General features: G+C 72.6%; 13 protein-coding genes. 2 read left to right on the top strand and 11 right to left on the bottom strand.

Annotated elements, in window-relative coordinates; genetic code table 11:
* Positions 1–108: 108 nt before the first annotated feature.
* Genes AB5J87_RS21310 through AB5J87_RS21300 form a run of 3 tightly spaced genes read right to left on the bottom strand, consistent with a single transcriptional unit; the run spans position 109 to position 2,965 of the window.
* Positions 109–1,293 carry a dipeptidase gene (locus tag AB5J87_RS21310; RefSeq protein WP_369383617.1) on the bottom strand — a complete coding sequence of 395 codons (1,185 nt, stop codon included), beginning with the start codon at positions 1,291–1,293 and terminating at the stop codon, positions 109–111.
* 5 nt (positions 1,294–1,298) lie between these two features.
* Entirely contained in the window at positions 1,299–1,829 is a 531-nt protein-coding gene (gene purE, locus AB5J87_RS21305; RefSeq protein ID WP_369378485.1) for a 5-(carboxyamino)imidazole ribonucleotide mutase, read from the bottom strand.
* Positions 1,826–2,965, bottom strand: a complete 1,140-nt coding sequence (locus AB5J87_RS21300) for a 5-(carboxyamino)imidazole ribonucleotide synthase (protein WP_369378484.1) — start codon at positions 2,963–2,965, stop codon at positions 1,826–1,828. The genes purE and AB5J87_RS21300 overlap by 4 nt, the downstream gene beginning before the upstream one ends.
* A gap of 190 nt (positions 2,966–3,155) precedes the next feature.
* On the opposite strand from AB5J87_RS21300, the gene AB5J87_RS21295 reads away from it, so the two are divergent.
* Positions 3,156–3,680, top strand: a complete 525-nt coding sequence (locus tag AB5J87_RS21295; RefSeq protein WP_369383616.1) for a GtrA family protein — start codon at positions 3,156–3,158, stop codon at positions 3,678–3,680.
* Between the two features lie 75 nt (positions 3,681–3,755).
* Here the strand turns inward: AB5J87_RS21295 and AB5J87_RS21290 are convergent, their stop codons facing one another.
* Positions 3,756–5,021: an ATP-binding protein gene (locus AB5J87_RS21290; protein ID WP_369378483.1), complete on the bottom strand. Its 1,266-nt coding sequence runs from the start codon at positions 5,019–5,021 to the stop codon at positions 3,756–3,758.
* A 45-nt stretch (positions 5,022–5,066) separates the two neighbouring features.
* The gene (locus tag AB5J87_RS21285; RefSeq protein WP_053725082.1) at positions 5,067–5,744 is read right to left on the bottom strand and encodes a response regulator transcription factor; all 678 of its coding nucleotides are present in this window, start codon (positions 5,742–5,744) and stop codon (positions 5,067–5,069) included.
* Between the two features lie 573 nt (positions 5,745–6,317).
* Here AB5J87_RS21285 and AB5J87_RS21280 point away from each other — a divergent pair.
* Positions 6,318–7,808: an oligopeptide:H+ symporter gene (locus tag AB5J87_RS21280; protein WP_369378482.1), complete on the top strand. Its 1,491-nt coding sequence runs from the start codon at positions 6,318–6,320 to the stop codon at positions 7,806–7,808.
* 74 nt (positions 7,809–7,882) lie between these two features.
* Here AB5J87_RS21280 and AB5J87_RS21275 read toward each other — a convergent pair whose 3' ends face one another.
* The 6 genes from AB5J87_RS21275 to AB5J87_RS21250 all read right to left on the bottom strand — a co-directional run bounded on the left by AB5J87_RS21275 (position 7,883) and on the right by AB5J87_RS21250 (position 13,247).
* The gene (locus AB5J87_RS21275; RefSeq protein WP_369383615.1) at positions 7,883–9,316 is read right to left on the bottom strand and encodes a hypothetical protein; all 1,434 of its coding nucleotides are present in this window, start codon (positions 9,314–9,316) and stop codon (positions 7,883–7,885) included.
* A 14-nt stretch (positions 9,317–9,330) separates the two neighbouring features.
* On the bottom strand, positions 9,331–10,365 hold the full coding sequence (locus AB5J87_RS21270) for a hypothetical protein (RefSeq protein WP_369378481.1): 1,035 nt from the start codon (positions 10,363–10,365) through the stop codon (positions 9,331–9,333).
* The gene (locus AB5J87_RS21265; protein WP_369378480.1) at positions 10,362–11,276 is read right to left on the bottom strand and encodes a hypothetical protein; all 915 of its coding nucleotides are present in this window, start codon (positions 11,274–11,276) and stop codon (positions 10,362–10,364) included. The genes AB5J87_RS21270 and AB5J87_RS21265 overlap by 4 nt, the downstream gene beginning before the upstream one ends.
* An 80-nt stretch (positions 11,277–11,356) precedes the next feature.
* Positions 11,357–12,001 (bottom strand): peptidase, encoded by a 645-nt coding sequence (locus AB5J87_RS21260; RefSeq protein WP_369378479.1) that lies wholly within the window; start codon positions 11,999–12,001, stop codon positions 11,357–11,359.
* A gap of 323 nt (positions 12,002–12,324) precedes the next feature.
* Complete coding sequence (locus AB5J87_RS21255) at positions 12,325–12,798, bottom strand: ATP-binding protein (RefSeq protein ID WP_369378478.1); 474 nt, start codon at positions 12,796–12,798, stop codon at positions 12,325–12,327.
* Positions 12,799–12,878: 80 nt separating this feature from the next.
* On the bottom strand, positions 12,879–13,247 hold the full coding sequence (locus AB5J87_RS21250; RefSeq protein WP_369378477.1) for an STAS domain-containing protein: 369 nt from the start codon (positions 13,245–13,247) through the stop codon (positions 12,879–12,881).
* Positions 13,248–13,562: the final 315 nt, after the last annotated feature.

Genomic DNA, 13,562 nt, shown 5'->3' with positions numbered 1-13,562 from the left:
GTCGGCGACGGCAGTAGGGCCACCCTCACACGGGTACGCCGACCGGTCGCGGCGGACGCGGCGTTCGGGGGTACGGCCCCGTGGCGCCGCGCCCCCGAACCCCGGGAGTCAGCCGTCCAGGGACTCCAGCGTCGCGTTGGAGGGGCCGCGCCGCTGCTGTGCGTCGCGGGCCACCGCCTCCGCGTCGCGCAGCACCCGGACCGCGTTGCCCCAGGTCAGCTTGGCGAGGTCGGTCTCCGACCAGCCGCGGCCGAGGAGCTCGGCGACGAGGTTCGGATAGCCGGACACGTCCTCCAGGCCCTCGGGCGTGAACGCGGTGCCGTCGAAGTCGCCGCCGATGCCGATGTGGTCGATCCCGGCGACCGCGCGCATGTGGTCGAGGTGGTCGGCGACCGTGCCGACGGTGGCGGGCGGGCGCGGGTGCGCCGCCTCGAACGCCTGGTGCAGCGCCATCGCCTCGGGCGAGGTGTCCAGCGCGTGCAGCCCGTGCGCGCGCAGGTTCTCGTCCGCCGCCGCCGTCCACTCCACCGCCGCGGGCAGGATGAACTTCGGCACGAAGGTCACCATGGCCACTCCCCCGTTGCCCGGGAGCTGCGCCAGCACGTCGTCCGGCACGTTCCTGGGGTGGTCGCAGACCGCCCGCGCCGAGGAGTGCGAGAAGATCACCGGCGCCTCGGTGGCGGCCAGCGCGTCCCGCATGGTGCTCGCCGCCACGTGCGAGAGGTCGACGAGCATGCCGAGGCGGTTCATCTCGCGGACCACCTCGCGGCCGAACGGCGAGAGGCCGCCGACCCCGGGCGCGTCCGTCGCCGAGTCCGCCCAGGCGATGTTGTCGTTGTGGGTGAGCGTCATGTACCGCACGCCCAGCGCGTACAGCGCCCGCAGGGTGGCGAGGGAGTTGTTGATGGAGTGGCCGCCCTCGGCGCCCTTGAGCGAGGCGATGCGGCCCCCGGCGCGCGCCTTCTCCATGTCGTCGGCGCTGCGCGCGCCCGCCAGGTCGCCCGGGTAGCGGGCGATCAGCTGGTCCACGCAGTCGACCTGCTCCAGGGTGGCGCTGACCGCCGCGTCCCCGGCCAGGTCGGTGCGCACGTACACCGACCAGAACTGCGCGCCGACCCCGCCGGCCCGCAGCCGGGGCAGGTCGGTGTGGAGCCGGCCGCGCTGGTCGGCGCCGATGTCGCAGCGGTCCAGGTCGTAGCGGACCTGCTTGCGCAGCGCCCAGGGGAGGTCGTTGTGGCCGTCGACGACGGGGTGCTGGGCCAGCAGCGTACGGGCCCGCGCGAGATGGTCCACCGTGCTCACTTTCCGAAGCCGAAGGACGCCGCGGACTCCACCTTCGTACGAAGACGCCTGCCCTTCTCGGTGGCCTGGTCGTTCAGCTCCTGCTGGAACTCCCGCATGCGCGCGCGGAGTTCGTCGTCGTGGGCGGCCAGGATACGGGCGGCGAGCAGTCCCGCGTTACGGGCGCCGCCCACCGACACGGTGGCCACCGGCACGCCCGCCGGCATCTGCACGATCGAGAGCAGCGAGTCCATGCCGTCCAGGTACTTCAGCGGCACCGGCACGCCGATCACCGGCAGCGGCGTCACCGACGCCAGCATGCCGGGCAGGTGCGCGGCGCCGCCCGCGCCCGCGATGATCGCCTTGAGGCCGCGGTCCGCCGCCTGCTCGCCGTACGCGATCATCTCGTGCGGCATCCGGTGCGCCGAGACGACGTCCACCTCGTACGGGATCTCGAACTCGTGCAGGGCCTGGGCGGCGGCCTCCATGACCGGCCAGTCGGAGTCCGAGCCCATGACGATGCCAATGACGGGGGACGCGCTGTTCATTCGGTGATCGTTCCTCTGAGGTAGTCGGCCGCGTGACGGGCGCGTTCGCGCACGTCGGCGAGGTCGTCGCCGTAGGTGTTGACGTGGCCGACCTTGCGGCCGGGCTTCACGTCCTTGCCGTACATGTGGATCTTGAGCTGGGGGTCGCGGGCCATGCAGTGCAGATACGCGTAGTACATGTCCGGGTAGTCGCCGCCCAGCACGTTGCACATCACGGTCCACTTCGACCTCGGGCGCGGGTCGCCCAGCGGAAGGTCGAGGACGGCCCGGACGTGGTTGGCGAACTGCGAGGTGATCGCGCCGTCCTGGGTCCAGTGGCCCGAGTTGTGCGGGCGCATGGCCAGCTCGTTGACGAGGATGCGCCCGTCGCGGGTCTCGAACAGCTCGACCGCGAGGTGGCCGACCACGCCCAGCTCGGAGGCGATCCGCAGGGCGAGCTCCTGGGCCTGCCCGGCCAGCTCCTCGGCGAGGTCGGGCGCCGGGGCGATCACCGTGTCGCAGACGCCGTCGACCTGGACCGACTCGACCACCGGGTAGGCCACGGCCTGGTCGCTGGGGGAACGCACGACGTTGGCCGCGAGCTCGCGGACGAAGTCCACCTTCTCCTCGGCCAGCACGTCCACGCCCGCCTTGAAGGCGTCGGCCGCGTCGGCCTCGGAGCGCACGAACCACACGCCTTTGCCGTCGTAGCCGCCCACCACGGTCTTGAGGATGACGGGATAGCCGTCGCCCTCGGCCGCGAACCGCGACACGTCGGCCGGGTCGGCCACGATGCGGTGGCGGGGGCAGGGCGCGCCGATCGCGCTGAGCTTCGCGCGCATCACCCCCTTGTCGTGGGCGTGCACCAACGCGTCGGGCCCCGGCCGGACGACGACGCCGTCCGCTTCCAGGGCCCGCAGGTGCTCGGTGGGCACGTGCTCGTGATCGAAGGTGATCACGTCACAGCCGCGCGCGAAGGCGCGCAGCGTGTCCAGGTCGCGATAGTCGCCGACGACGACCTCGCTCACCACCTGGGCCGCCGAGTCCTGGGGGGTGTCACTGAGGAGCTTGAATCTGATGCCGAGGGGGATGCCCGCCTCGTGGGTCATACGGGCGAGCTGACCGCCACCGACCATGCCGACTACCGGGAACGTCACACCCCCAGGGTATCCGCCGCCCCCGCGGACCCCGGAAGGAGCCGGTCCGGGGCCGCCGGAGCGTGCGCCGGAGGCCGGGTCGTGGCCGGGATGTGCGGGCGTGACCGCGCAATGCCGCAAGGGGCTGGTTAGCATGGCCGGGTTGCGACGACGAGAAGACACCGAATCCGAACGGGGCTGGGCGATCACCATGAGTGAACGGCGCGCATTGCGTACGCGGCTGCAGCTGCTCGCCCGGGAGATCGCGAAGTTCGGCGCGGTGGGCGCCATCGGCTTCGTGGTGAACGCGATCGTCTTCAACCTGTGCATGCACGTGGCCCACCTCGCGGTGGTCCGCTCCGGGGTCATCGCCACCGCGGTCGCCATCGGCACCAACTACGTCGGCAACCGCTACTGGACCTACCGGCACACCGACAGCGGCCGGCGCAGCCGGGAGCTCATGCTGTTCCTGCTGTTCAGCGGGATCGGGCTGATCATCGAGAACGGTGTGCTGGCGCTCTCGCACTACGGCTTCGGCTTCACCTCGACGGTCGCCGACAACGTCGCCAAGAACGTGATCGGCCTGGGCCTGGGCACGGTGTTCCGGTTCTGGTCGTACCGCACCTGGGTGTTCCGGGCGCTGCCCGCCCGCGAGGCCGTCCAGACCGCCGAATCCTTTCTGGACACCACCGGGCAGCCGTACGAGCCGTACGCCCGCAACAACTCCCGCTCCTAGGGCGTGCGGGGCCCCGGGCGCCGCAGGGCGGTTCCGGAGGCCGTTTCAGGGGACGGTTTCAGGGGCGTGAACCGGTCATCTGATCGTCGGTTCGCTCTCGCGCGGGCCGCGCGCCACCCGGCTCAGGAAGAGCGCGAAGACCGCCGGGTGCTGCTGGAGCATCTCCAGCCGCCCGCCGTCCGCCTCCGCGAGGTCGCGGGCGACCGCCAGGCCGATGCCGGTGGAGTTGCGGCCGCTGATGGTCCGCTCGAAGATCCGCGCCCCGAGGTCGGGCGGCACGCCCGGGCCCTCGTCGGTGACCTCGACGACGGTCTGGTTGCCGGTGACGCGGGTGCGCACCGCGACCGTGCCGCCGCCGTGCATCAGCGAGTTCTCGATCAGCGCCGCGAGCACCTGGGCGACCGCGCCCGGGGTGCCGACCGCGCGCAGCCCCTGCTTGCCGGAGCGGACGATGGCGCGGCCGGCGCTGCGGTAGGCCGGGCGCCACTCCTCCAGCTGCTGCTTGACCACCTCATCGAGGTCGAAGACGACGGCGGAGCCGATGCGGGGGTCGCGGGAGTTGGTGAGCAGCCGCTCCACCACGTCGGTGAGCCGCTCCACCTGGGTGAGCGCGATCATCGCCTCCTCCTTGACCGTGTCCAGGTCGTCGGTGAGGGCGATCTCCTCCAGCCGCATCGACAGCGCGGTGAGCGGGGTGCGCAGCTGGTGGGAGGCGTCGGCGGCGAGCCGCCGCTCGGCGGTGAGCATCTTGCCGATCCGCTCGGCGGAGGAGTCGAGGACGTCGGCGACCCGGTCCAGCTCGTGCACCCCGTACCGCTTGTGGCGGGGCCGGGGGTCGCCGGAGCCGAGCCGCTCCGCGGTCTCGGCCAGATCGGTGAGCGGGGAGGCCAGCTTGTTGGCCTGGCGCACGGCCAGCAGCACCGCGGAGACGATGGCGAGCAGCGCCACCGCGCCGATGATCAGCAGGGTGCGCCCGACCTCGCGGGTGACCGTGGAGCGGGACTCCAGCACCAGCACGGACTCGCCGCGCTCACCCTGGGCGGTGCCGCGGATGACCGAGCCGCCGGGCCGCACGCCGAGTTCGATGGCGTCGCGGCCGGGGATCTCCACACGTGCGTAGCGGTCCGGGCCGACCTGCTCGGACAGGGCGTGCGGGCCGACCGCCTCATTGGCCAGCATGCGGCTGTCGATGACGCTGACCAGCCGCAGCGCCTCGGAGTTCACGCTCTCCTGGGCGCTGCTGCTGATCGTCCGCGTCTCGACGATGACGAGCGAGACGCCGAAGACGGCGATCACCACGAGCACCACGGCGAGCGTGGAGTTGATCAGTCGGCGGCGCATGGCTCAGTGTCCCTGGACGTACGAAGGGGCCCGGCGGAGGCGGTGTCAGCTCTTCTCGAACCGGAAACCGACGCCCCGGACGGTGGCGATGTAGCGGGGGTTGGCGGCGTCGTCGCCGAGCTTCTTGCGCAGCCAGGAGATGTGCATGTCGAGCGTCTTGGTCGAGGACCACCAGGTGGTGTCCCAGACCTCGCGCATCAGCTGGTCGCGGGTGACGACCCGGCCCGCGTCGCGCACCAGCACCCGGAGCAGGTCGAACTCCTTGGCGGTGAGCTGGAGCTCCTCGTCGCCCATCCACGCCCGGTGCGACTCGACGTCGATCCGCACGCCGTGGGTGGCGGGCTGGGGCACCGGCTCGGTGGCGCCGCGCCGCAGCAGGGCCCGCACCCGGGCGAGCAGTTCGGCGAGCCGGAAGGGCTTGGTGACGTAGTCGTCGGCACCGGCGTCGAGGCCGACCACGGTGTCCACCTCGTCGGCGCGCGCGGTCAGCACCAGGATCGGGACGGTGTGCCCCTCGGAGCGCAGCCTGCGGGCGACCTCCAGGCCGTCCATGCCGGGCAGCCCCAGGTCGAGCACGACCAGGTCGGCGCCTCCCTGGAGTCCGGCGTCGAGGGCGGTCGGGCCGTCCTCGCGGACCTCGACCTCGTAACCCTCCCGACGCAGTGCGCGGGCCAGCGGCTCCGAGATGGACGCGTCGTCCTCGGCGAGCAGTACACGGGTCATGGGGGTGATGGTAGTCCGCGAGCGGGAGGGCCCGTCCGTCGAACCCGTCAGGGACGGGCCCGGCGGCGGGCCGAAGTCCGCATCTGACCGCCGTCTGATCGCCTCTTGATCGTCGGACGACCTTTCCTTGATCGTCTTTCGACCGGCCGGCCCTGCGGCTCAGGGATGCGATCCTGTTAACCACCTTCGAATATGGGCAATCGGTTCCCATGGAACCTGTGATCCATGTCTCAAGTCCTTCCATATGCGGGCGTGTGGTGTCGTATGGTGTCCCAACGCCTTTAGCACTAACTGGGGACCTTTGGCCTGCTTGGCGAGCCAAAGGTCTCTTTTCTGCACAGGAACCGGAATTGCTGGTTCCGAATGACAGTGAATGACCTATGGGCCGGGCCCCGGGCGCGATGATGCGCCCCGGGCGTGGATCCCGGTGGGTCCGTCCCCTCGCTTCCGCCACCCGCGGAGCGAACCCCTCGGGCGTAGGGGTGGGGCGGCTCCCCCTGCCGGTGCCGGCCACCCCCACCGGGCGCGACCACCGCTCACGAAGCGCGCGTCCCGAGCAAGCAAGGATCGACCATGGCGTCAAGCCTGACGAAGGACTCGGCCGGCACCACCGGTTCCGAGAAGACCTTCTTCGGCCACCCCCGCGGCCTGGCCACTCTCTTCATGACCGAGATGTGGGAGCGCTTCTCCTACTACGGCATGAAGGCACTGCTTCCGCTGTACCTGGTGGCTCCCGGCGGCCTGCACCTGAGCGCGACCACCGCGACCGCGATCTACTCGGTGTACCTGTCGCTCGTCTACCTGCTCGCCCTGCCGGGCGGCTGGATCGGCGACCGCGTCTTCGGCCCGCGCAAGACCGTCGCCATCGCCGGCGTGATCATCATGCTCGGCCACGTGACGCTGGCGCTGCCGTCGGCCGGACTCTTCTACGCGGGCCTCGGCCTCGTGGCGATCGGCTCCGGTCTGCTCAAGGCCAACATCTCGACCATGGTCGGCCACCTGTACAAGGGCCCCGAGGACCCGCGCCGCGACGGTGGCTTCACCGTCTTCTACATGGGCATCAACCTCGGCGCCTTCGCCTCGCCGCTGATCATCGGCACCATCGGCGAGAAGGTGAACTGGCACCTCGGCTTCGCCCTCGCCGCCCTCGGCATGGCGCTCGGCCTCGGCCAGTTCCTGCTGGGCAGCCGCCACCTGAGCGACCGCTCCGCGGTCACCCCGAAGCCGCTGACGGCCGCCGAGCGCACCTCCACGCTGCGCAAGGGCCTGATCTGGATGGCCGTCGCCGCGGTCTTCTACACCGCCGTCGTCACCTCCGGCCACTACACGCTCAACTGGCTGCTGGTGCCGATCGCGGTCGCCGGTCTGGTCATCCCGGTCTGGGTGCTCACGCGGATCAAGCGCGACAAGGAGCTCAGCACCGAAGAGCAGTCGAAGATGTCCGCGTACATCTGGTTCTTCGCCGCCGCGGCCGTCTTCTGGATGATCTACGACCAGGGCGGCTCGACGATGTCGATCTTCGCCGAGGGCTCCGCCAAGAACTCCGTGTTCGGCTGGGAGTTCCCGGTCTCCTGGTACCAGTCGGTCAACCCGGTTCTGATCATGGCCCTGGCCCCGGTCTTCGCCTGGTTCTGGCTGGCGCTCAACCGGCGCGGCAAGGAGCCGAGCACGATCGTGAAGTTCGCTTCCGGTCTGACCCTGATCGGCGCCTCGTTCTTCCTGTTCCTGGCCCCGCTGACCATCGCCGAGGGCGGCCACAAGGCCGCCGCGATGTGGCTGGTCGCGATCTATTTCGTGCAGACCGTCGGTGAGCTGACGCTCTCCCCCGTCGGCCTCTCGCTCACCACGAAGATGGCCCCGGCCAAGTACGCCTCCCAGATGATGGGCGTCTGGTTCCTGGCCGTCACCGCCGGTGACGCCACCACCAGCCTGCTCTCCATCGGCGGCGTCAGCCTGGACGGCAAGGGCGTCGTCGCCCTGGAGGCCGCCCTCGCGGTCGCCGCGGGCTTCGCGGTCTGGATGTACCGCAAGAAGGTCAAGGAGCTCATGGGCGGCGTGCACTAGCGCCCCGCTCCCCGCACCGGCCAAGGGCCGCCGCACCCCCACGGGTGCGGCGGCCCTTCGCGTACGTACGGACGTCAGCGGGTGGCGCGCAGCCGCCGCCACGGGGTGAAGGTGAAGACCGCGCCGCCGAGCAGGATCGCCGTTCCGGCGATCAGGCCGAGGGCGCGCAGGGCGCCGTGGTCGTTCGCGCCGGTCTGGGCGAGGCCGCCCGCCGCCGCGCCGGTGTCCGCGCCGCCGGTGGCGGTGGCGCCGCCGGAGGACGTGGTGCCGCCGGACGTGCCGCCCTGCTGGGCCGAGGTGTCGAGCTCCAGGGAGACCGGCGCCGTGCCCTTGACCGCGCACGGGATGACGATCTTCGAAGTGCCCAGGGCGACGTTGATGGTCAGGGTGCCGGGGCTGAGGGTGGACTTGCCGCTCGCGCCCGGTTTGTAGGTGCCGGTCATGTCGTTGAGGCTGACCGGGTCACCGGTGTTCAGCGGGCTGGAGTTGGGCGCTCCCGTCACCGTCACCGCGCCCTTGTCGGCGCCGCCGACGGTGATCTGCATGGAGGGCTTCAGCGCGCCCGCGGGCAGCGATGCCGGGCTCTTCATCACGCCCTTGGCGGTCTTGACCGTCAGGCCGAAGCTCCCGCCGTCCTTCTTGGCGTTGATCGTCACCTTGGAGTTGATGCTCGCCGGGCCGGGGGACTCGCAGGCGAAGGTGACCGCGACCTCCTTGCCCGGGAAGTCGGTCTGGCCGCCGGGCCCGCCGGTGGTGCTGCCGCCGCTGGTCCCGCCCGAGGAGGTGGTGCCGCCGGAGGTGGTCGTACCGCCGGTGGTGCCGCCCGCCGTCGTCCCGCCCGCGGTGGTGGTGCCGGTCGTGGAGCCCCCCGACGCCGTCGACCCGCCGGACGTGGTGCCGCCCGAAGTGGTCCCGCCCGTCGTGGTGCCGCCGGACGTCGTCCCGCCGCTCGTCGTCGTACCGCCGGAGGTGGTCCCCCCGCCGTCCGTCACCTTGATCGTGGCACCGGCGCCGACCGCCTCCTTCGGGGAGCACTTGGTGTCCGTCGAGAGCGGTTTGCTGACGTTGATCGTGTACTTGTCCGGGGTGAGGGTGACCTCGCCCGCCTTGGTCAGCTTCAGCCTGGCCGTCATGTCCGGCAGGACCATCGGGCTGTTCTTGGGGATCGGCGGGTTCTGCCGGGGCCCCTCGACGGCCAGGTCGGCGCTCTGCGCCCCGGCCACCTTGAGGGTGCCCGTCGGCTTCACGGTGTCCTTCTCCAGGTCCAGGACGTCCGGGTTCTTGGACGCGGCCTGGACGGTCTTCCACACCACTTCGACCTCGTCACCGACCTTCGCCTCGGCGGGCGCGGTGATCTGCACCTTGGTGGTGCCCTCGACGGGCGGCAGTCCGGAGATGGCCGGGGGTATGCACTCGGTGGCGTAGGCGACGTCGGCCGCCCGCGCCGGAGCTGCGGCCAGCACGATCCCCGCGCCGCCGAGCATCAGCGCGACTCCCGCCGCGCTCATCCTCCGTTGCGTGGTCACGAATTTCCCTTCGTCGTGGGGGTGTTCGGACGGTTCTCGTACGGTGCGGAGTCGGGGGTGAACCAGGGCAGGCGCAGCACGGCCGTGGTTCCGGGCCCGTCGGGGCCCTCGGGTTGCGGGCCGGGCCGGGGTGCGGCACCGTCCGCCGGGGCGGGTCCGGCCGGGCGCGGGCGGAACCGGTCCACCACGGCCATGCCGACGCGGAAGAGCGCGGCCGGGACGACCAGGCAGAGCAGCAGCCAGAAGAGGGTGACGCCCCAGGGGCGGCCCACCCCCCAGGGCTGGGTGGCGAGCACCTTGCCGCCGTAGCGCACGGACACCTGGTAGTCGCCGTGCGCGCCCGCGGGCAGCTCGAACCCCAGCTTGACCTCGGCCTTGCCGCCCGGCGCGACCGTGCCCCGCCACTGCTGGTCCTCCCACCGCGGCGCGAACACGCCGTGCGAGGTGCCGATCTGGAACACCGGGTCCTTGACGGGCCCCGAGCCGAGGTTGCCGACGGTGAAGACGAGCTTGCGCGAGGCGGGCGCGCCGAACCAGGTGAGCAGTCCGCTGCTCCCCTCCAGACCGGTCGCGGTGAGCACGCTCAGCCGGCCGCCGCCCGCCTGGTCGGGCAGCGGCGCCACCGGGTGGCCGGTGATGGCCAACTCGGCTTCCACGGCGGCCTGTTCGCCGGTCACGGTGGCCACGTGCAGCACGCACGGGCAGGGCTTGGGCGGCGCGGCCACCGGCACGGACTTGCTGAACGCGCCCTTGGCGTCGGTGGTCACGGCCCGGCCGTCGGCGTTGGCGCAGGAGTTGGTGCCGCCGAGCACGCCCCGGCCGGGCGAGGACTGGCCGCACACCAGCAGCATCAGCAGCGCGTCCGGCCGCCAGCCGGTGCCGCTCGCGACGACCTCGGCGCCCTTGGCCGCCTCCCGCTGGGACAGGGTGACGGCGGGTTTCCCGTCGTCGGCCCACGCGGGCGCCCCCAGCGGCGCCAGCGCCAGCAGCAGGGCCGCGACCAGCGCGACCACTCTCGTACGCGGCCTCACGACACCGCTCCCGTCGTCACCGGTCCAGGGGCGGCCTGCGCCGCGGCGGGCGGTACGGGTCCGGGCCGGGCCCGTCGCCGCCGCGCCCACCACAGGGCGCCACCCGCCCCGGCCGCCAGCGCGCCCGCGCCCGCGCCCGCCACCAGGGTCCCGGGCACGCACACGGCCGAGGCGGACGCCTCGCCGCGCGCTCCCCCGGCCGCCGTCACCGTCAGGCGCACCCGGACGCGGTCGACGGCGGGCGGGTGCCAGGGTTCGGTCAGCTCGACGCGCCGGCCGGGCGCGAGTTCCACCGCGAGCGGGCGGGCCGGGTGGTGCGACGCGGCGCCGAGGAGCCCGTCGGACCGCACCTCAAGGCGCGGGGCCAGGGTGGTGTTGCCCCGGTTGACCAGGGCGTACCGGATCCGGGAGCGGGCCTTGTCGAGGTGGACGTCCTCGACGGTGAGCGCCGCGAGCGTCGGGCCCGCCACCCGTACGCGCAGCCGTACCGTGCTCTCTCGGCCGTCGCCGGAGACCACCAGGGCGCTCGCGCGGTCGCCGGGCGGCGCGGTCGCCGGAACGGTCACCGCGAACGGCACCTCGGCGCGCGTGCGCGGCGGGACCCGCACCTCGGGCACGGCGAGCGCGAGCCAGGGATCGCCGCCCGCGCGCGGACCGCCGCCGTCGGCGGGCGCCCCGCGCAGCCGCAGGGTGAGCGGTCGCCCGGTGGGGTTGGTCAGCGCGAGCCGGTCCTCCAGGACGGAACCGGGCGCGCCCTCCAGATAGAAGTACGGCCGGCCGGCGCCGCCGGAGGCGGGCGCGGCGCTCCACGGCCCGTCCGCCGCGCGGGCGGCGGTGGCGGGCAGCACGGGCAGGGCGGTCAGGGCCAGGGCCGCCGCGCGGGCGGCCAGGCGGATCGGTCGTGGCGGCATCGGCGGCTCCCGGTCGAGCGGTGCGGCGTGCGGCGCGTGCGGGCGCCCGTGTCGGCCCGGCCCCGTGGTGCGGGGCCGGTTCAGCCGTGTGCGCGCTGTCCGCGCCGGGTCAGCCACAGCACCCCGGCCGCGCCGGTCAGCAGGACCGTGCCGCCGAGCGTGCCGAGCGCCACCGTCGAGTCCAGCGGTCCGGTCTTGGGCAGCGTCTCGGCGCCCGCGCTGCCGGTGACGTCCAGCGCCAGCGAGGGGCCGGGGTTGTTGCCCGGGGTGCAGGTGGTGACCGTGCCGAGCGCCTTGATGGTGAGGACGGAGGCGGTGAGCGTCGCCCTGCCGGACGCCTTCGGGGTGTACGTACCGCTCAAGTCGCTGATCTTGATGGGGCTGTTGGCGGGGATCTCGGCCGTGTTGGACGGCCCGGAGACGGCGACCGTGCCCCGGTCGGCGCCGCCCAGCCTGATGACGGCGCTGGGGCTCATGGCGCCCGCGCCCAGGGCGACCGGGCTGGAGGAGACGCCCTTCTGGAACGACATGGTGAGCCGGTAGGCGCCGCCGCTCTTGACGGCCTTGATGTCGATCGGCGACACCGCGCTCTTGGGTCCGATCGGCGTCTGGCAGTTGTAGTTGACGTCCACGACGTCGGCGTGGGCGGCCGGGGCGGCCAGCACCAGCACCGGGCCCGCCACGGCCGCCGCCAGCGCGCGGGCTGTCCGCTTCTGGTACGACACGTACGACACCTCGAATTTCCCTCGTGCCCGAGGCCGTTCAAGTTACTGACGGCACATCAGATTTGGCGTCAAGGTACGCCGGGGACCTTGCGGAGGGAAGAGACACAACAGGGTGGATGACGCACGGGAGTGGCGAGTGTGGTGCGGTACGGCGCTGCGGCACGGCACCTCGCGAGGGGGCGGGAAGGCGGGCCCCGCCGGCCCGCGGCCGGACGGCCCCGCGCCCGGGGCGCGTGGCCCGCGGCGCGTTACGCCTGGGTGCGACATGCCTGGGTGCGATACTCCTGGGCGCGACACGCGCGGGTGCGATACGTCTCGGCGCGTTACGCCGGGGCGGCCAGCTCCGCCCAGACCGTCTTGCCCGGGACGCCGGGGGTGCGCACGACGCCCCAGTCCAGACAGAGGCGCTGCACGATGAACATGCCGTGCCCGCCGGGGCGGCCCGCGCGGTGCGGGGTGCGCGGCGCGGGCTGTCCGGCGCCGCGGTCGGTGACTTCGAGGCGGAGCACCTTCGGGGCGCACACCACCCGCAGCTCCTCGGGGCCCTCGGCGTGCAGACAGGCGTTGGTGACCAGCTCGGAGACGACGAGCAGGACGTCCTCGGCGGCGGCGCGCCGGTCGGCGGTGGCGGCCGGGAGCCAGCCCCAGTCGTGCAGCGCCTGCCGGGTGAAGTCCCGTGCGAGCGGCACGATTCCGCTCGCTCCGTACAGGGCGAGGACACGCGACGCCGCGACCGGAGCAGCCCCGTCCGGCTCGGGCCCGCGGTCGCCCGGCGGATGCTGCCGGGTGGTGCTCATCAGCGCTTCACCTCACCGATTCACCGAATGCCTGAATCACCAACGTCTTGAGTCTGGTCTCCTGCCCCGCCGCGGGCGGGTCAGTCGTCCAGTGCGTCTTCGAGCGAATCATGCACGGTGAAGACCGCTTCCGCTCCGGTGATCTCGAAGACGCGGGCCACCACCGGGAGCATGCCCGACAGATGGACCCCGCCGCCGTCCGCCTCGGCCTTCAGCCGGGCGCCCAGCAGCACGTTCAGCCCGGTCGAGTCGCAGAACTCCAGCCGGGAGCAGTCGACCACCAGCCGGGTGCGGCCCGCCTCGACCGCGCGCTCCAGCGGCTCGCGCAGGAGGTCGGCGGTGTGGTGGTCCAGTTCGCCCACGGGCGTGAAGATCTCGCTGCGGCCCTGCGAGCGGACGCCGACTTTCAGGCGGCCCCGATTCGCGCTGCCGACCGTGCCGCGGTCCATGCCCGTCCCTCTTCGCCGTGGTTCGCCGTGGTGACCGTGAGTGGTGCACCCGGTCGGTTCGCGTGGTCCGTCAAGTGCGGGCGCCGTGCTCCCCGTCACACGTGACGCACCTCTCCGCACACATCGCCACAGAGGGCTCCGTACACGCGGACTCCCCGAGAACACTACGCCTTCCCTACGCCCGCCGGAAGCCAAACACCGCTACGAAGTGGACATATAAGGACAATCCAACCTTGCGGTGGCATGACCAAAGCGGGTAGGGGTAGTGGGGACAGCCATTCACCACGACCGGCCATGGAGGCGCCGCACACCGCA

Source organism: Streptomyces sp. cg36 (genome assembly GCF_041080675.1).
Lineage (GTDB): Bacteria > Actinomycetota > Actinomycetes > Streptomycetales > Streptomycetaceae > Streptomyces.
This window is presented reverse-complemented; position numbering and strand designations above follow the sequence as displayed.